The 16,872-nt window shown below is 48.5% G+C and carries 16 protein-coding genes and 1 other RNA gene; 16 read left to right on the forward strand and 1 reads right to left on the reverse strand.

Going from position 1 to position 16,872, the window contains the following annotated elements:
- The first annotated feature begins 19 nt into the window (after positions 1-19).
- From ybeY to rnpB, 15 genes are all read left to right on the forward strand, one after another.
- On the forward strand, positions 20-517 hold the full coding sequence (gene ybeY, locus LQV63_RS00440) for an rRNA maturation RNase YbeY (RefSeq protein ID WP_019422493.1): 498 nt from the start codon (positions 20-22) through the stop codon (positions 515-517).
- Positions 517-879, forward strand: coding sequence for a diacylglycerol kinase family protein (locus LQV63_RS00445; RefSeq protein WP_019422492.1), 363 nt, complete (start codon positions 517-519; stop codon positions 877-879). The genes ybeY and LQV63_RS00445 overlap by 1 nt, the downstream gene beginning before the upstream one ends.
- Positions 880-899: 20 nt before the next feature.
- On the forward strand, positions 900-1,334 hold the full coding sequence (cdd, locus tag LQV63_RS00450) for a cytidine deaminase (protein ID WP_019422491.1): 435 nt from the start codon (positions 900-902) through the stop codon (positions 1,332-1,334).
- Between the two features lie 140 nt (positions 1,335-1,474).
- Positions 1,475-2,404 carry a GTPase Era gene (gene era, locus LQV63_RS00455; protein WP_233695552.1) on the forward strand — a complete coding sequence of 310 codons (930 nt, stop codon included), beginning with the start codon at positions 1,475-1,477 and terminating at the stop codon, positions 2,402-2,404.
- Positions 2,405-2,535: 131 nt separating this feature from the next.
- Complete coding sequence (locus tag LQV63_RS00460) at positions 2,536-2,685, forward strand: YqzL family protein (protein ID WP_233695314.1); 150 nt, start codon at positions 2,536-2,538, stop codon at positions 2,683-2,685.
- A gap of 78 nt (positions 2,686-2,763) precedes the next feature.
- Complete coding sequence (gene recO / locus LQV63_RS00465) at positions 2,764-3,528, forward strand: DNA repair protein RecO (RefSeq protein ID WP_233695315.1); 765 nt, start codon at positions 2,764-2,766, stop codon at positions 3,526-3,528.
- A 376-nt stretch (positions 3,529-3,904) separates the two neighbouring features.
- On the forward strand, positions 3,905-4,792 hold the full coding sequence (gene glyQ, locus LQV63_RS00470) for a glycine--tRNA ligase subunit alpha (RefSeq protein WP_026011162.1): 888 nt from the start codon (positions 3,905-3,907) through the stop codon (positions 4,790-4,792).
- Complete coding sequence (glyS, locus tag LQV63_RS00475) at positions 4,785-6,854, forward strand: glycine--tRNA ligase subunit beta (RefSeq protein WP_233695316.1); 2,070 nt, start codon at positions 4,785-4,787, stop codon at positions 6,852-6,854. The genes glyQ and glyS overlap by 8 nt, the downstream gene beginning before the upstream one ends.
- 247 nt (positions 6,855-7,101) lie before the next feature.
- Positions 7,102-7,581 carry a YaiI/YqxD family protein gene (locus LQV63_RS00480; RefSeq protein WP_051004517.1) on the forward strand — a complete coding sequence of 160 codons (480 nt, stop codon included), beginning with the start codon at positions 7,102-7,104 and terminating at the stop codon, positions 7,579-7,581.
- Positions 7,582-7,619: 38 nt separating this feature from the next.
- Positions 7,620-9,464 (forward strand): DNA primase, encoded by a 1,845-nt coding sequence (dnaG, locus tag LQV63_RS00485; protein WP_233695317.1) that lies wholly within the window; start codon positions 7,620-7,622, stop codon positions 9,462-9,464.
- 35 nt (positions 9,465-9,499) lie between these two features.
- On the forward strand, positions 9,500-10,630 hold the full coding sequence (gene rpoD, locus LQV63_RS00490; RefSeq protein WP_019422483.1) for an RNA polymerase sigma factor RpoD: 1,131 nt from the start codon (positions 9,500-9,502) through the stop codon (positions 10,628-10,630).
- A 96-nt stretch (positions 10,631-10,726) separates the two neighbouring features.
- Positions 10,727-11,626: a hypothetical protein gene (locus LQV63_RS00495; protein ID WP_019422482.1), complete on the forward strand. Its 900-nt coding sequence runs from the start codon at positions 10,727-10,729 to the stop codon at positions 11,624-11,626.
- The gene (locus LQV63_RS00500) at positions 11,574-12,347 is read left to right on the forward strand and encodes a tRNA (adenine(22)-N(1))-methyltransferase (protein WP_233695318.1); all 774 of its coding nucleotides are present in this window, start codon (positions 11,574-11,576) and stop codon (positions 12,345-12,347) included. The genes LQV63_RS00495 and LQV63_RS00500 overlap by 53 nt, the downstream gene beginning before the upstream one ends.
- Positions 12,323-13,438 (forward strand): Nif3-like dinuclear metal center hexameric protein, encoded by a 1,116-nt coding sequence (locus LQV63_RS00505; protein ID WP_233695319.1) that lies wholly within the window; start codon positions 12,323-12,325, stop codon positions 13,436-13,438. Before LQV63_RS00500 ends, LQV63_RS00505 begins: the two co-directional genes overlap by 25 nt.
- 54 nt (positions 13,439-13,492) lie before the next feature.
- An RNA gene (gene rnpB, locus LQV63_RS00510) (RNase P RNA component class A) lies at positions 13,493-13,892 on the forward strand.
- A gap of 171 nt (positions 13,893-14,063) precedes the next feature.
- Here the strand turns inward: rnpB and LQV63_RS00515 are convergent.
- Entirely contained in the window at positions 14,064-15,977 is a 1,914-nt protein-coding gene (locus LQV63_RS00515; RefSeq protein WP_233695320.1) for a S8 family peptidase, read from the reverse strand.
- Between the two features lie 334 nt (positions 15,978-16,311).
- On the opposite strand from LQV63_RS00515, the gene LQV63_RS00520 reads away from it, so the two are divergent.
- On the forward strand, positions 16,312-16,812 hold the full coding sequence (locus tag LQV63_RS00520) for a YpuI family protein (protein WP_019422478.1): 501 nt from the start codon (positions 16,312-16,314) through the stop codon (positions 16,810-16,812).
- Positions 16,813-16,872: the final 60 nt, after the last annotated feature.

Genomic DNA, 16,872 nt, shown 5'->3' on the forward strand with positions numbered 1-16,872 from the left:
TAAGGAGCGACCTTGAGCAATGAGTATGAAGCTTGAATGGAATGATGAACAGGAAGTTTATCCGATAACGGCCTCTCTGATTGAACTGCTTGAACGTATTTTGCAAGAGGCCGCGCAGATGGAGGACGTTACGGAAGGGGAAGTGGCATTAACATTTGTTGACGATGAACAAATTCACGAGTTGAATCGTGAATATCGCAGCATAGACCGTCCTACAGATGTTTTGTCCTTTGCGCTCCATGAATCGACGGATGAAGAACTGGATATTCTATACGAAGTGGAAGATGAAGACGAACTAGAATCCATGAGCGATTTGCTTGGGGATATAATCATCTCCACGGAACGCGCGCGTGCGCAAGCGGACGATTATGGTCATTCGCTTGAGCGTGAGATCGGATTTTTGTTCGTGCACGGTTTTTTGCATCTGCTCGGTTACGATCATCAAGATGAAGCAAGCGAGCGCGTCATGATGGACAAGCAGGAAGCCGTATTGGCTCGAATCGGGCTGAGTCGTTAATGAAGCGCCCATGGAGCGATACGTTCCGTGTGGCGATCTCTGGCATACTTCACGCTTTCCACACGGAGCGTAATATGCGTGTGCACGGTGTGATAACAATTCTAGTAATCGCCATGGGGATAGGATTCGGCATTTCGGTTTCCGAATGGCTGTGGATCGGGTTGGCCGTTACACTAGTCTTTACAGCCGAGTTGCTGAATACGGCTGTGGAAGCAGCGGTTGACTTAAGCATGCCAAGTATGCATCCTATCGCCAAAATTGCGAAAGATACCGCCGCAGGAGCAGTGTTCGTGACGGCGGTGTTTGCCGTTATCGTCGGTGCCGTAATCTTTTTTTATCCTGTCGTCAATTTTCTTTTTTGAGATACAGGAGGGTTTAGTCGATGAATGGAGAACAATTGCTGCAGGAAGCGAAGCAGGCCCGTGACCGGGCGTATACGCCTTATTCCCATTTTAAAGTGGGAGCCGCATTGTTAGATGAACATGACCGTATCCATTATGGCTGCAACGTAGAGAATGCAGCTTACGGCCCGACGAACTGTGCGGAACGGACTGCTTTATTCCGTGCCATTGCGGATGGCTGTGCTCCACGCTCATTCAAGGCAATTGCTGTTATCGGAGATACAGAACAGCCAATCACCCCCTGCGGCGTATGCCGACAGGTGCTGATTGAATTATGCGCGCCGTCGATGCCCGTATATATGGGGGCGATGAATGGTTCGTGGTCGGAGACGACAGTGGGAGCTTTGCTTCCGGGTGCCTTTGACGTAGACAGCTTGAACAGTTCGCCGTCAAGAGACGCATATAGAAACGAGTAAACAGTAAGCGGCGTACATGGTCGTTCTCGATAATCTCGAAACGCCAGGACGCCGCTTATGCGCATATAGTGCGTGTTCAAAAAAGGTGGGACTTTTTGAACAACCTTATATAGCAATATGTAGGAGGAGAAATAAAGTTGATGTTTCATGACCAATCCAAATCCAAATCCAAATCCAATACTTTTCATTCTGGATTCGTGGCGATTGTAGGCCGGCCGAACGTTGGCAAATCAACGCTCATGAATCATGTCATAGGACAGAAAATTGCCATTATGTCTGACAAGCCGCAGACGACACGCAATAAAATCCATGGTGTGTATACAAAAGAAAACACGCAAATCGTGTTTCTGGATACGCCGGGAATTCATAAACGCAAATCGAAGCTAGGCGATTATATGAATCAAGTCGCCTTGAATACGTTAAATGAAGTGGAAGCCGTTCTGTTCCTTGTTGATGTATCAACCGGGCTTGGCAGCGGTGATAAATATGTAATTGAGCAATTGAAAAAAGTCAAAACTCCTGTCATACTCGTGATGAACAAAATTGATCAAGTTCATCCGGAGTCACTGCCACCCATTATTTTGCAGTATAATGAGCTGCATGAATTTGCAGAGATTGTGCCGATTTCCGCGTTGTCCGGAAATAATGTCAATCGACTGCTTGATGTGCTAGAGCATTATATACCGGAAGGGCCTCAATACTATCCGGATGATCAAATTACGGATCATCCTGAGCAATTTGTGGTCGCTGAATTAATTCGCGAGAAGATTCTTAATTTGACAAGAGAAGAGATTCCGCATTCTATTGCGGTTACGATCGAAGATATGCGTGTGCAGGAGAACGGTGTTGTCTATATTTCCGCTGTTATCTTTGTAGAACGGGATTCCCAGAAAGGAATCGTTATCGGGAAGCAAGGAGCGCTGCTGAAAGAAATCGGGAAGCTGGCAAGAAAAGATATCGAAAATTTGCTTGGTTCAAAGACGTATATGGAACTATGGGTTAAGGTGAAAAAGGATTGGCGGAATCAAGATCGGATTTTACGCGATCTCGGGTTCCGCCATGATTCGTAATGGCTAATGGCGGGAATTGATTTGTAGTAGTTACGTAAGTTCGCGCTCCAAATTTTGCAACGGATATTCCCTTGCCAACAGCACAACCTAATGATGACGCATAGTCATTTCCGACGAAAGGGGATTTACGGATGCGTGATTTTTCGTGGAACGTATTTGCCATGACTGGGGATGTAGATGCTTATTTGCTGTATAAGCAAGCGGGGATGGTAACCGAAGTGGAAGAATCTGCGGCAGAAATAGGAACAGGAATATCTGTTTCAGAGCAACCTGCGGAATAATTTTGATTATGCAAAAGTGAGTGTTCAAAAAGGCAAGGTTTTTTGAACAACTGCTAAAAGTTGCATGGGAGGCCGGGCGTGTTATATCGGGTCGAGGGGATCGTCATTCGCAGTATGGACTATGGGGAAGGTAATAAAATTATTACGCTGTGCACCAAATCCCATGGTAAAGCAGGCGTGCTCGTGCGCGGCGCGAAGAAGGTACGCAGCCGACATGCTGCGGCTACGCAATTGTTTACATTCGGGGAATATGTCTTTTTTCGCGGAATGGGTCATATCGGAACGCTTAACGCTTGTGAGATTATTGAAGGTCATCATAAGCTGCGCGAACAATTGCATCTCGCAGCGTACGCATCCTACGTAGCGGAGCTGGTAGATAAAGCGCTTCATGATGAGGAAGCGGGCGGTGTCATGTTCGATCAGCTGCTTGCCTACTTGCGTGCGTTGGACGAAGGGAAAGATGCGCAGGTCACGACTCATCTGTTCGAGATGAAGCTGCTGCAGCGAACAGGGGTCGCTCCCGAATTGCATACTTGCGTCGTATGCGGCAGGGAAGACGGGATAGCAGGGTTCGGCTGGCGTCTCGGTGGAGCTATTTGTCAACGCTGCAAACCGAAAGAGCATGCCAACTTTATTGCGAACCTCAGTATCCTTGCATTGCTGCAGCGTTTTGAGCAGACAGATTTGCGCAGGCTTGGCAATGTTACCTTGAAGCCAGAGACCAAGCTGCAGCTGCGGGCATGTATGAGGGGGTATATCGATACCCATGTCGGCGTGCGGCTGAAATCGCTTAAGTTTCTGGAACAGATGGAGAAGTACGACTTGGCTGATCTTGACGAGTAAGTACGGATTTTGCTATAATTAGTAAAGCTAGCTTTATATGCTTGCGTTGAAGAAGAAAGTAATTCGCCTAGGCTTCGAACTAAGCGATTCGGGGATAGTGCAAGCCCGAACGAGCGGACGAATGAACGGCACTTTGGAGCAAGCTTGATTTCGAGAAAGTGGATCGGATTACGCTCGGCACATGAATATGGACATGGATGGACTTTCCCTATTCATTTGCAGACGAATTGATCAAGTAGGGTGGAACCGCGGGATTACTAAACTCTCGTCCCTACGTCTGGCATCAGACGTAGAGGCGAGAGTTTTTTTGGCTTCTCTTTACGTCAGTGTTATCCCTTTTGAACACGAATTATGAAGCAAAGGAGTGTATATGGCCGTGAATTTTCAACAAATGATTTTAACTTTACAAAATTTCTGGGCCGAACAGAATTGTATCATCGTCCAACCGTATGATGTGGAAAAAGGTGCGGGAACGATGAATCCAATGACGTTCTTACGTTCGATCGGACCAGAGCCATGGAACGTAGCTTATGTAGAACCGTCCCGCCGTCCGGCTGACGGCCGTTATGGTGAGAACCCGAACCGGCTGTATCAGCATCACCAATTTCAAGTTATTTTGAAGCCTTCTCCAGACAATATTCAAGAATTGTATTTGGAAAGCTTGAAGCGGCTTGGCATCGATCCATTGCTGCACGATATCCGCTTCGTGGAAGATAACTGGGAAGCACCGACGCTTGGCGCTTGGGGACTCGGATGGGAAGTATGGCTGGATGGCATGGAAATTACACAGTTTACTTATTTCCAACAAGTTGGGGGCATTGATGCGAACCCAGTTGCAGTCGAAATTACGTACGGTTTGGAACGGTTGGCTTCTTACATTCAAGACAAAGAAAATGTATTCGACTTGGAATGGGTGGACGGCGTAACTTATGGAGACGTATTCCATCAACCTGAATACGAGCATTCAAAATATACGTTCGAGGTAAGCGATACTGCGATGCTGTTCAAGCTGTTCGACATGTACGAGCAGGAAGCGAATCGCGCTATGGAACAGCATTTGGTGTTCCCTGCATATGATTATGTGCTGAAATGTTCCCATGCGTTCAACTTGCTGGACGCGCGCGGTGCCATCAGCGTCACCGAGCGCACTGGGTATATTACACGAGTGCGCAACCTTGCACGTCAAGTAGCGGCAACGTATTTTGAGGAACGGGAGAAGCTGGGCTTCCCGCTCTTGAAGAAAGGAGAGAAACATCATGCCTAAGCATTTGCTGTTGGAGCTTGGACTGGAAGAAGTGCCCGCCCGCTTTATGCGCGGCGCCATGGGACAATTGAAAGAGCGCTTGGAACGCTGGTTGACGGACTCCCGTATCGCTTACGGTGAGGTACAAGCGTTCGCTACGCCAAGACGGCTAGCCGTTCTTGTTCATGATGTAGCGGATAAACAGACGGATATCCACGAGGAAGTTAAGGGGCCGGCTAAGAAGATTGCCCTCGACGAGAACGGTGCTTGGACGAAAGCTGCATTAGGATTTGCACGTGGTCAAGGAGTGGAGCCAGATCAGTTCTTTTTCAAGGAATTGAACGGGGTCGAATATATTTATGCCAACAAGAGCAGCATTGGAACCAATACGGCAGCGGTTCTTGTTGAAGGGTTGACATCGATTATCCATGCGATGACCTTCCCGAAAAATATGCGTTGGGGTGCGAATGAAATGCGCTTCGTGCGCCCGATCCGTTGGATCGTTGCTTTGCACGGAACAGACATCATTCCACTTGAAATCGAAGGCGTACAAGCGCAGGCGATATCCCGCGGGCATCGATTCTTGGGTGGAGACGCAGTAATCGAAGAACCGGCACAATATGTGGAGCGTCTGCGCGAGCAATTCGTTATCGTTGATGTGAGTGAACGCGAAGCAGAAATATCTCGTCAGATCGAAGCGCTTGCCGCGGAGAAAAACTGGAACATTGCAGTGAAGGATGATCTGTTGGAAGAGGTTCTCTTCTTGGTAGAATACCCGACTGTACTGTTTGGAGCGTTCGAGGAGTCATTCTTGAGCATTCCGCAGGACGTGCTGATTACGTCCATGCGTGAGCATCAGCGGTACTTCCCGGTGCTGGATGCAGAAGGACAACTGATGCCTTATTTCGTCACTGTACGCAACGGTGATAGTAAAGGGATCGATATTGTGGCCAAAGGAAACGAGAAGGTTCTGCGTGCCCGCCTGTCCGATGCGAAATTTTTCTATGCAGAGGATCAAAAACTGCAAATTATCGATTGTGTACAAAAGCTGGATTCGATCGTGTTTCACGAGGAACTTGGTACGATCGGCGATAAGGTGCGCCGGATTCATGCTATCGCCGATGCGCTGGCCTTAGCCGTGCAAACTGATCGGCAAACAGCACTGTGGGTAAGCCGCGCCGCAGATATTTGCAAGTTCGATCTAGTGACGCAAATGGTGTATGAATTCCCAGAGCTTCAAGGCGTCATGGGTGAGGACTATGCCCGCAAAGCAGGTGAGCCAGAGGAAGTGGCACAGGCCATTAACGAGCACTACAAGCCGCGCTTTGCAGGCGATCCCGCACCGGAATCGTTGGTCGGTTCGATTATTAGCATGGCGGATAAACTGGATACGCTCGTCGGCTGCTTCGGAATCGGCATTATTCCGACTGGATCCCAGGATCCTTACGGGCTTCGGCGTCAGGCGACAGGGATCGTACAAATATTGCTGGAGCGCGAGCTTCCGTTAACGCTCCATACGATGTTCAACATTGCGCTCGACGTATATGATCGAGTGGAGGTTCTAAAACGAGACTGTGAAGACATTCGCAAAGATCTATACGAATTCTTCGGACTGCGCGTGAAAAACGTGTTGTCGGAATCTGTCCGTTATGACGTAGTTGATGCGATTATGGCTTCAGGCTATGATGATGTGAAATTGACCGTTGCTCGTGGAGAAGCCCTAATGCAGGCCGTAACGGATGAAGCGTTCAAGCTGACCGTTGAATCGTTCAACCGAGTATGCAATTTGGCTTCTAAAGCAGCTTCAACCGTTGTTGACGAATCGAAATTCCAACAGGAAGAGGAACGAATGCTCTATGTGCGCTGGACAGAAGTTCATCAAGCCTTTAATGACTCGTATTCACATCCGTCAGAGGCTTTAGCGGCTCTCGGACAATTGAAGGATGCGATTCACTCGTTCTTCGATAATGTGATGGTCATGGCTGAAGATGAAGCGGTGCGCGCGAATCGATTGGCGCTCTTGGCCAACATTGCGGGTGACATTCACCGCTTTGCAGATTTCTCCAAGTTGGTGTGGGCATAAGTTCAGGCATAGCTACAGCAATATTTAACATGATGCAATTCTAGAGACGATGGAACATGAAGAAGAAGCCGATCTTCGACATGTTCCTTCCTTTTTGATCACAAAACGACAAGAAACGATTGAATGTTTGTGAAAACCTGCGTTCGGTAGCAGGAATTTTAAATGTTGCAGCGTATATAATATAAACGGTGGAAACAGTGAGCATGGATTAGTTTTTCAGACGCTTTGACGAAAATGGTGAATTTCATTGACTTCTAAACTTCGAATTGTAGTTGACGCTGATGCTTGTCCCGTTAAAAACGAAATTGTTGCCGTAGCTTTGGAAATGGAGGCCGAGGTCATGTTTGTCGCCTCATATGCCGCCTTTGCTCCGGACTGGCAGCTTACGAATCACGATATTCATACTATATTTGTGGATCAGGCGTTTCAAGCGGCCGACATTTATATTGCCAACGCAGCGCGGTCAGGAGACGTAGTCGTCACGAATGACTACGGATTGGCCGCGCTCTGTTTGCCGAGAGGAGCTTACGTTATTACGCCTCGCGGCGGGGAGTTGACGAGCGACAACGTGGATGAGTATTTATCAAGACGCCACATCTCCAGCAAGTCGCGCCGGGCAGGGATTCGAACGAAGGGGCCGCGTGCCATGAGTGAAAGCGACCGAGAAAATTTCCAACATAAACTGACAAAACTTTTGCATGATGAGCAGGAGAAACTGTCACCATAGCGAAGTAGTATACGTGTTTAAATGAAGGTGGTTGGACGATGGGCGGATACGGACTTATTCCTGATGAAGTAAGGGATGAAGTGTTAAAGCGCAACGATATTGTGGATATCGTCGGCCAATATGTTCATTTGTCGAAGCACGGTAAATATTTGAAAGGGCTGTGCCCGTTCCACTCGGAAAAGACTCCCTCGTTCACCGTTACTCCGGAGAAGCAAATCTTCCATTGTTACGGTTGCGGCAAGAGCGGGACGGTCATTCAATTCATGATGGGGATTGAAGGTTACTCCTATCCCGAAGCGATGAAGCATTTGGCGGAATTGTCACACATTCCGATTACATGGGGTGCAGGAACTGTAACTGAGCGCAATCCGCAAAATGAAGCGAAAGACTCTCTTATAAAGGCGCATGAATTGGCCGCCAAGCTGTATCATTATATATTAATGAACACTTCCCACGGTCAAGAGGCGCTTCTTTACCTGCGTGGTCGAGGCATCAACGACAAATTAATCGAACAGTTCCAAATCGGATATGCTCCTCCGCAGTGGGATACGCTCGTGCAGCTGTTGGAGAAACGGGAATTCGATCTCTCCTTGATGGAGAAAGGCGGCCTGGTGTCCGCAAGACATAACGGCAGTGGTTACGTTGATCGTTTTCGTGACCGTATTATGTTCCCGATCTGGGACCGGAACGGACATGCTATTGCATTTGCAGGCCGAATAATGGGCGACGGACAGCCCAAATATTTGAACTCCCCGGAAACGATGCTTTTCAATAAATCGAAGCTGGTATATAACATGCATCAAGCAAGAACACACATAAAGCGCACCGGACAAATCATTTTGTTCGAGGGGTATGCGGATGTAATTCAAGCTTGGGATGCAGAAGTATGTAACGGAATTGCGACGATGGGAACTGCACTTACCGGAGACCAGGTAACATTGATGAAACGGATGGCCGACAGCGTGACGTTATGCTATGACGGTGATGATGCCGGACAAGCGGCTGCCCTCAAGGCGATACCGCTGCTCGAAGAAGCCGGTATACATGTGGCTGTGGCGATGCTTCCCGATCGAATGGACCCGGATGATTATTTAAAAACGCACGGAGCAGAACGGTTTAGACATGCGATAATCGAAGCTGCTGTCACTCCCACCAAATTCAAGCTTATATCTTTACGCCGAAATCATATACTGCTAGAAGATGATGGAAAACGACGTTTCAAAGATGAAGCGATAAACGTCATCGCCAGGGTTGCTTCCCCTGTCGAACGGGAGATGCATCTGAAGGATGTAGCATTGCAGCTTGATTTACCTGGAGAATCTTCGCTTGATTCGTTAAAGCAAGAATGTGCTAACATTCGCCAGAAACTGCAAAAAAAGAACGAACACGGGGATAATCATGACAATTGGTGGAATAATGTTAGGAATGATAATCGAAGTATTGCCCCGCCTACGTTAAGACCAGCTTATGTGTATGCAGAGCGCAGCTTGTTAGCATTAATGTTTCAAGATGTAGAAGTCGCTAATTACGTGGAGCGGAATCTTGGCGAACAATTCAATGTAGATGATCATGCGGCGCTTGCCGCTTATCTATATGCCTATTATGCGCAAGGCAAGGAACCCGATTTTAGTCGGTACTTGGCAACACTGCAAGATGATCGCTTGGAGAAGGCCGCTGCTTCCATATCGATGGCAGAAGCGTCCCTTCGTTACGATACAGACCTGTTAGATGATTATATCGATCAAATTCTTAAAGTACCCAGACAGCGTGAAATCGAGCGTAAAAGAGAAGAGATGGTGCAGGCGGAACGTTCCGGCCAAGTATTACGCGCGGCACAAATTGCACAAGAAATTATAGCCCTAGAGCAAGAACTGAAGCGTTAGCAGGAGGAGGATTCTAGGGAGGAGGGAGTCGGAAAATGGCGAATGATCAACATACTGGACTAGACACGGAAACAGCTTTGGAACATGTGAAGGACCAGTTGATTGAACTCGGTAAAAAGCGTGGAACGCTTACCTACAAAGAGATTGCCGAGAAAATGTCGACGTTCGAGCAAGACCCGGAGCAGATGGATGAGTTCTATGAGCAGCTTTCTGATTTGGGAATTGAAGTGGTAAACGAAACGGATGATGGGATGGGCAATCGCGGGAACGGAGAACGTGACCAAGACGAACAAGATGATTTTCATTTTGATGATGACTTGTCTTTGCCCCCGGGCATCAAAATTAATGACCCTGTCCGGATGTACTTAAAAGAGATCGGCCGTGTTCCGCTCTTATCAGCAGAAGAAGAGATTGAACTCGCTAAGCGAATCGAGCAAGGGGACGAAGAAGCGAAGAAGCGCTTGACAGAAGCCAACTTGCGGCTAGTCGTCAGCATCGCAAAGCGCTATGTCGGTCGCGGGATGCTGTTCTTGGATTTGATTCAAGAGGGCAATATGGGTCTCATTAAAGCGGTAGAGAAATTCGATCATAGCAAAGGATACAAATTCAGCACGTATGCAACGTGGTGGATTCGTCAAGCAATTACACGAGCGATTGCGGATCAAGCGCGTACTATCCGTATTCCGGTACACATGGTTGAGACGATCAACAAGTTGGTGCGTGTCTCCCGTCAATTGCTGCAAGAGCTGGGGCGTGAGCCGACACCGGAAGAGATTGCAGCAGAGATGGAGCTCAGCGTTGAGAAAGTACGCGAAATAATGAAAATTGCACAAGAACCGGTCTCCTTGGAAACACCGATTGGGGAAGAAGATGATTCGCATTTAGGGGATTTCATCGAGGATCAAGAGGCGCTGGCTCCGGCAGATGCAGCCGCTTACGAGCTGTTGAAGGAACAGCTGGAAGACGTATTGGATACGTTGACGGAACGTGAGGAGAATGTGCTTCGTTTGCGTTTTGGTCTTGATGACGGCCGTACACGCACCCTTGAAGAAGTGGGCAAAGTGTTCGGCGTTACACGCGAGCGGATTCGCCAGATTGAAGCGAAGGCTCTTCGTAAGCTGCGCCACCCAAGCCGCAGCAAACGCTTAAAAGATTTCCTTGAATAAAACTTTCGACGAGACCTTCTGACGCGCATGCTTGCGCGCTGAGGGTCTTTTGCTTAGAAGCTGCAAATCCGAAAGCGATAGGGGGTGTGTAGCAGAATGGAGCCGCAGCAACGTCAATGGATGAAGCAAGAAATCGCCCGCTGGCGAAGCAATCGCTTGTTACCGGAGGTGTATTGCGATTTTCTGGATCGGCTGTACGAACTTCCGGAGAAAACGTCTGATACAGCTTCCTCCACCACTTCGCCAGCTTCGTGGGTGGAACGTATCGTATCGATGTCTGCCAAACGATGGTTTACTGTATTTTTCATTTCTGCCTTGATTTGTATTGTTGGATTTTATTTTACCGTTTTTGCTCCTTCAATGCAAATTAGCGTTGTGCTGTGTATTGCGCTGCTGTCTATTTTTATCGCTGCGCGGGGAAGAAAGAGGAAGCCGGCCCGGGCCAAAGGATATGCGATTATCGGCTGTGCAGCTGGCAGTGCAGGCGGAATACTCATCCTTTATTTGCAAGGTTGGAGCGAATGGTGGAGCGTGTCAATTTGCTGTATGACAGCGGCCCTTCTCTGGCTGTTCTCGGGTTGGCTAATTCGGAGCGGCTGGATGCAGGGTATGGGCTGGTTAGGACTTGCGTTAACGTATGCTCAAATATTGCGCACCGCGATGACCGACATCACGTTATTAGAAAGTCAGTGGCTCTGGCTGCCGGAGTGTGTGCTGATTGTATGGTTGGCTTGGGCGGTGCACCGTTTCTCACAGTCTGCGGCAGCCGGTATGCTGCTAGGCGCCATTATTTTGTGGTTTATGCCAGAGTTGATCTGGGTAAACGGGCTCGTCTCAACACAGACCGTGCCTGACAATGAACTGTTATTCGTGTTACTTGTTAAGCTTTTTATTTTTTTCTATTTTGCTTATTACTTTAGAAAACAGTGGGTGAAGTGGTTACGTGAACATCAAACTGTCAAAACGACTGCAATGGATCGCGGATTGGGTGCCTGAGGGCAGCCGATTAGCAGATATCGGCTCGGATCATGCACTTCTTCCCGTCTATCTGGCCAAGCATAAGCGCATTTCGTTCGCGGTCGCAGGCGAAGTCAATCAAGGACCTTTTGAAGCAGCCCGCCGCCAAGTACAAGGGGCTTGTATGGAAATGACAGTAAATGTCAGACATGGCGACGGTCTATCCGTAGTGAAGCAAGGTGAAGTCGATTGCATTACGATAGCCGGCATGGGCGGAAGCTTAATTGCAACTATTTTATCTGCGGATCCGAAAAAGCTGGAAGGAGTTACACGTCTTATCCTGCAGCCGAACGTTGGCGAAGACATCGTGCGCCGCTGGCTGCGTGAACAGGGATGGGCGCTGGTGCAGGAACACATTCTCGAAGAAGACGGCAAAATTTATGAGGTGCTTCTTGCAGAGCGTCTGGCAGACAGACAATTGCTGGAAGAGCATAATGAACGATTGTATGAGACTCGACAATTGCCATGCGGTATTGCGTTAACCGAAGACTGGTTGTTCCTAATGGGACCTTTGCTCTCGCTCAATCCCTCATCTGTATTTGTGCAAAAGTGGGAGCATGAACTTGGAAAATGGGAACGTGTGCTGCGAACGATGGAGCAGGCGGAGACGGAAGAAGCTAGGGAGCGCCGTACAGCATTTGCAAAGAAACAAGCGGAAATGGAGAGGATCGTAGCATGTTTGCAAACGCTCAAACGATAGTTCAGTGGATGGAGCAGCTTGCCCCCAAATCTATGGCGGTGGAGAATGACCGTATTGGCTTGCAGCTCGGTTCGATTAGGAAGGATGTATCACAAGTGCTTGTTGCACTAGACGTGACAGATGAAGTCGTGGATGAGGCAATACGCATGCAAGCAGGGCTTATTATTGCGCATCATGCGATCATTTTCAGGCCGCTGGCTCATTTGCAAACAGATACACCTGCAGGAAAGCTGTATGAAAAGCTGATTAAGCATGATATTGCAGTCTATATTTCACATACGAATTATGATGTTGCCGTAGGCGGAATGAACGACCTGATGGCGAATCTGCTGCAGTTGACAGATGTCAAAGTATTGGAAACGCTCCAGCATGAGCCGCTGCAGAAGCTCGTCGTATTCGTTCCGGAGACGCATGCACAACAGGTGCGCGCTGCCATTTTGGATGCAGGTGCGGGACATATCGGGGATTATAGCCACTGCAGCTTCAATCTAAGCGGTACAGGGACGTTTCAGCCTCAAGACGGCACGAACCCGTATATCGGGCATGCCGGCAAGCTGGAAGTGGTTAAGGAATCACGTATCGAAACGATTGTGCCAAAATCGATAAAAAGCCGCGTCCTGCAGGCCATGTTGAAATCGCATCCGTATGAAGAAGTGGCATACGATTTGTATCCGGTTGATCTTCAGGGGACGGCCTATGGATTGGGACGGGTTGGCAAGCTCGAGGAGTCGGTCACGCTGCAAGAAATGGCAGAGCGCGTAAAATCAAAATTCGCTGTGCCGCACGTTCGGGTAGTCGGCGACCTCACTCGACCGATTCGCAAAGTAGCTGTGCTGGGTGGCTCCGGTTCCCGCTATGTCCGGCACGCACTGTTCCACGGAGCAGACGTGCTCGTGACTGGAGACATTGATTATCATACTGCGCATGATGCGTTGGCAGCAGGCCTTTCCATCATAGACCCAGGACATAATGCCGAGAAAATGATGAAAGCGGATGTGACAGCCCGTCTGCAAGCATTAGCGGATGAGCGAGGAACCCAGACTAGTTTCCATGCATCTACCGTATGTACCGAACCATTTCAATTTTTGTAAAACTTGTTGGTTGAGTTTCAGGCCCGAACCTAGTATACTAACGAATGTTGACGGAAAGTTTGACAGACAATCGCTGGTGGCGCAAGTCACGAGAGGAAAGTCCGGGCTCCGTAGGGCAGGATGCTGGATAACGTCCAGTCAGCGCAAGCTGAAGGATAGTGCCACAGAAATGGACCGCCGATGGCCGCTTATGCGGTACAGGCAAGGGTGGAACCGTGGTGTAAGAGACCACGAGGAACGCTGGTGACTTCGTTCCTGGTAAACCCCATCTGGAGCAAGACCTAATGGGACGCAAGCCCGCTAAGGGCAACCTCGGCCCGAGGAGCGTCTGGGTTGGTCGCTGGAGCTGTACAGCAATGTACGGCCTAGATAGATGATTGTCACTTATTAGTGGAAGGGTAGCTCCCGCGATACCACGATGAGTACAGAACCCGGCTTACGGCAAACTTTCCGATGCTATCACGTCGATATGCTACCAGAACATCTTCGTGATCATAATTGGATATCATGAAACTTAAGGAGCTGTCCCAACAGTAGATAAATACACTTGAAGGACAGCTCATTTTATTGCAACAAAAAACGGTGGAGCAGGAGATTATTCCTGCTCCACCATTTTGCGTTGTGATTACTTAATAAATTGTTCAATCGCCAGCTTTAATTGCCGGTTAATATTTTGCGGGAACAATGACAGCGACGTATTGCCTTGCTCGGCCATACTTAACGCTCTTGCCACATCAATGAGACCGTATCCAAAATATTGATCCTTGCCCGGTGACCCGAGATCTACGACGCTTTGGCGCATAATGTCGTACACCTCGGTATTTTTCAGCCCCGAATTGACCGAGCGGATGAGTGCTGCAAGCGCCGATACGTGCGGACATGCCATAGATGTCCCCGACAGCGCCGCATATTGGTTGCTCGGATAGGTGCTCGCGATGGACGAACCTGGTGCGACTACATCGACATAGTTGCCGTAGTTTGAAAAAGAAGCCCGTTTCTGGTTCTCATCCGTAGCGGAGACGGCAAATACTTCCGGATAAGCGGCAGGATACCCTGGTCGTTTTGTGTTATCATTGCCGGTTGCGGCAATGAGCACCACATCGCGATCAAAAGCATATTTCACTGCGTCATGCAAAAACGCACCGTCTACATAGTTGCCAAGACTAAGATTGATGACCTTGGCCCCATTGTCTGTAGCCCATATAATTCCCTCCGCTACAGAGTATGACGTTCCAGAACCGTCGCTGTCCAACGCTTTAACAGGCAGGATTGGGTTATACCAGGTCATGCCGGCGACTCCTTCGCCGTTGTTCACAGTTGCTCCGATGATGCCTGCAACGTGTGTGCCGTGGCCGACGTCATCCTGCGGGGGATTATTCGGGTCGAAGACGTTGTAGCCCTTTAATAACTTGCCCTGCAAATCCCGATGCTTTAAATCGACGCCTGTATCCACAATCGCAACAATGACATCCTTTTGCCCTTTCGTCATCGACCAGCCGCGGTTGGTATGAATGCTCGGCAAGTTCCATTGGTAAGCCTTGTAGAGTGCGTCGTTTGGTTCTTCCACAGCTACGCCGATGCCCTCATTATCCGTATTTAGCGGCAGTTGGCTTGTCGGCGGGGATGATCTGAGCGAATTGTTCCCATTCGTCATATACAGAAAATGAGGCTCTATATAAATGGGATTAAACTGCGAGAAATACTGCTGCATCTGCTCGGCCGTCATCCGTTTCGAACGAAACACGTAAGTGTAACCAAGCTTGCGCGGGTGTTCGCATCCGGTATCCTTAATCATTTGCTTCATTTGTTTCATATCCGGGTCTTTTCGGAAGCGGACGACGATTTCATTTTGATAATAGTGGCTAGTACCTGCGTTGTCTTCACCATCCTGTACCTTTACATCCCGCATGGAAGAAGAATCGACTGATTTAACCCGATATTTGGATTCCGGCGGGTAAGGAACGAGGCGCAAGTTTTTTTGTTGATGCTTCCGCACTGTTTGTACGACGTGCTGATTGATCAGAGCGATAATGCCATGATCGGAATGTGGGGATGGAATTCCCATCACCACATGATTTTTACCGTTAATCATCAGCTCGGGCGACGTGTATGATTGACGCTTCGTAACATTGGTCTTCGCGGATTGAATATAGTCTTTCACTCGTTTATTGGTTTGCCATGACTCATCCTTTGGAAGTTGACCCTTCACCCATTCTGTGGATTTGCCCATATCGACCCATTTCACATATACAAAATGAGGGTGTGACTGCATGAATTCGTCAGCCAATGCATGCATCTGCTCTGGCGATTGCTGCTTCCACTCCGTTAGCGCAACCTCCATGTCCCGTCTCGAGTCCATAGCGAACAATCGCCCTGTAAACAGCATATCCTGTTGTAATATTTGGTGTTTGGCGTTCTTTTCCTGTGACGCTGTTGTCATGCCGTTCGAATGAGAATTGCGATCCGATGACCATAACAGCGGCAGCGCGAGCACTGCTACACCGAGTGCAAAAGCCCCTACCACATATCGACGTTGCATTCATGATTCCTCCCTGTAGCATGCCGTGTCCATTTCTGCCATATTGCATCTTGGTCCGCAGAAACAGCGGTTACTAAACCTCTTTTAGCTATAGCTTGAGAAGACGGCTACAAATTTATACCGTACTGCGTGGCAGCCAAACATTGGTTGGAAAGGAGTACTCTTTCATTCATTTTTGTGGTAGGATGATGGAGGTAAGATAATCATTCCAGTCATATGAATCAACAGCGTCCCTTTTCATCACGAAGCATCGCAAGATGTGTCATTCGGCATCGAATCTTGCACCTTCTCGGAGTTGGAAATTGACCTTTTGAACATGCAAGGAGGAGCTCTCATGCCAGCATCCAATGTGAAGCAACTGTGTGAAGTCTCAAGAGACAGACTGAAATATGCAATTGGTAAGCTTGAAATGTTTTTGAATGAGTATACGCTGCCGCAGCTCGTCCAGAACGATCAAGATATTGAGTCGGTCAGCTTTTATAAAGGTTTTTTGACAGACTTGCGTCATGTGCTCGTTTTTTCCGAAGATTGCTACGAGCGTTTGGGCGTGACACTGCGCAGAGCCAATTTCGATGAAAGGTTTGCCGAACGGGTTCTGTATGACGTATATCACCAATGTGTGAATGCTTTCTTTTATCCGAAGAATGAGTGCTACTCTGAAGATGGACGCTATGCTTATACTGGTCAAGATGCCATTCGCTTCCGCATGAAGCCGGTTCGGATGGTCAGAGATGTCGTGTTGGACATAACGAAAGGGTTCGAAGAGCTGCGCGATGAATTGGCCTATTATGAAAGTGATTATTTGACGCAGCGCCGGATGCAGAGTCAGAAATAGATGCTATCTAAATTATGCAGTAATACGAAGAAGCCCCATGTTTGCCATGGGGCTTCTATT

The organism is Paenibacillus profundus, assembly GCF_021369635.1.
In the GTDB taxonomy this organism is placed as follows: domain Bacteria; phylum Bacillota; class Bacilli; order Paenibacillales; family Paenibacillaceae; genus Paenibacillus_B; species Paenibacillus_B profundus.

Coding starts and splice junctions, on each gene's coding strand:
- ybeY (WP_019422493.1), top strand. CDS start 20: ATGAGTATGAAGCTTGAATGGAATGATGAACAGGAAGTTTATCCGATA.
- LQV63_RS00445 (WP_019422492.1), top strand. CDS start 517: ATGAAGCGCCCATGGAGCGATACGTTCCGTGTGGCGATCTCTGGCATA.
- cdd (WP_019422491.1), top strand. CDS start 900: ATGAATGGAGAACAATTGCTGCAGGAAGCGAAGCAGGCCCGTGACCGG.
- era (WP_233695552.1), top strand. CDS start 1,475: ATGTTTCATGACCAATCCAAATCCAAATCCAAATCCAATACTTTTCAT.
- LQV63_RS00460 (WP_233695314.1), top strand. CDS start 2,536: ATGCGTGATTTTTCGTGGAACGTATTTGCCATGACTGGGGATGTAGAT.
- glyS (WP_233695316.1), top strand. CDS start 4,785: ATGCCTAAGCATTTGCTGTTGGAGCTTGGACTGGAAGAAGTGCCCGCC.
- dnaG (WP_233695317.1), top strand. CDS start 7,620: ATGGGCGGATACGGACTTATTCCTGATGAAGTAAGGGATGAAGTGTTA.
- rpoD (WP_019422483.1), top strand. CDS start 9,500: ATGGCGAATGATCAACATACTGGACTAGACACGGAAACAGCTTTGGAA.
- LQV63_RS00495 (WP_019422482.1), top strand. CDS start 10,727: ATGGAGCCGCAGCAACGTCAATGGATGAAGCAAGAAATCGCCCGCTGG.
- LQV63_RS00505 (WP_233695319.1), top strand. CDS start 12,323: ATGTTTGCAAACGCTCAAACGATAGTTCAGTGGATGGAGCAGCTTGCC.
- LQV63_RS00515 (WP_233695320.1), bottom strand. CDS start 15,977: ATGCAACGTCGATATGTGGTAGGGGCTTTTGCACTCGGTGTAGCAGTG.
- LQV63_RS00520 (WP_019422478.1), top strand. CDS start 16,312: ATGCCAGCATCCAATGTGAAGCAACTGTGTGAAGTCTCAAGAGACAGA.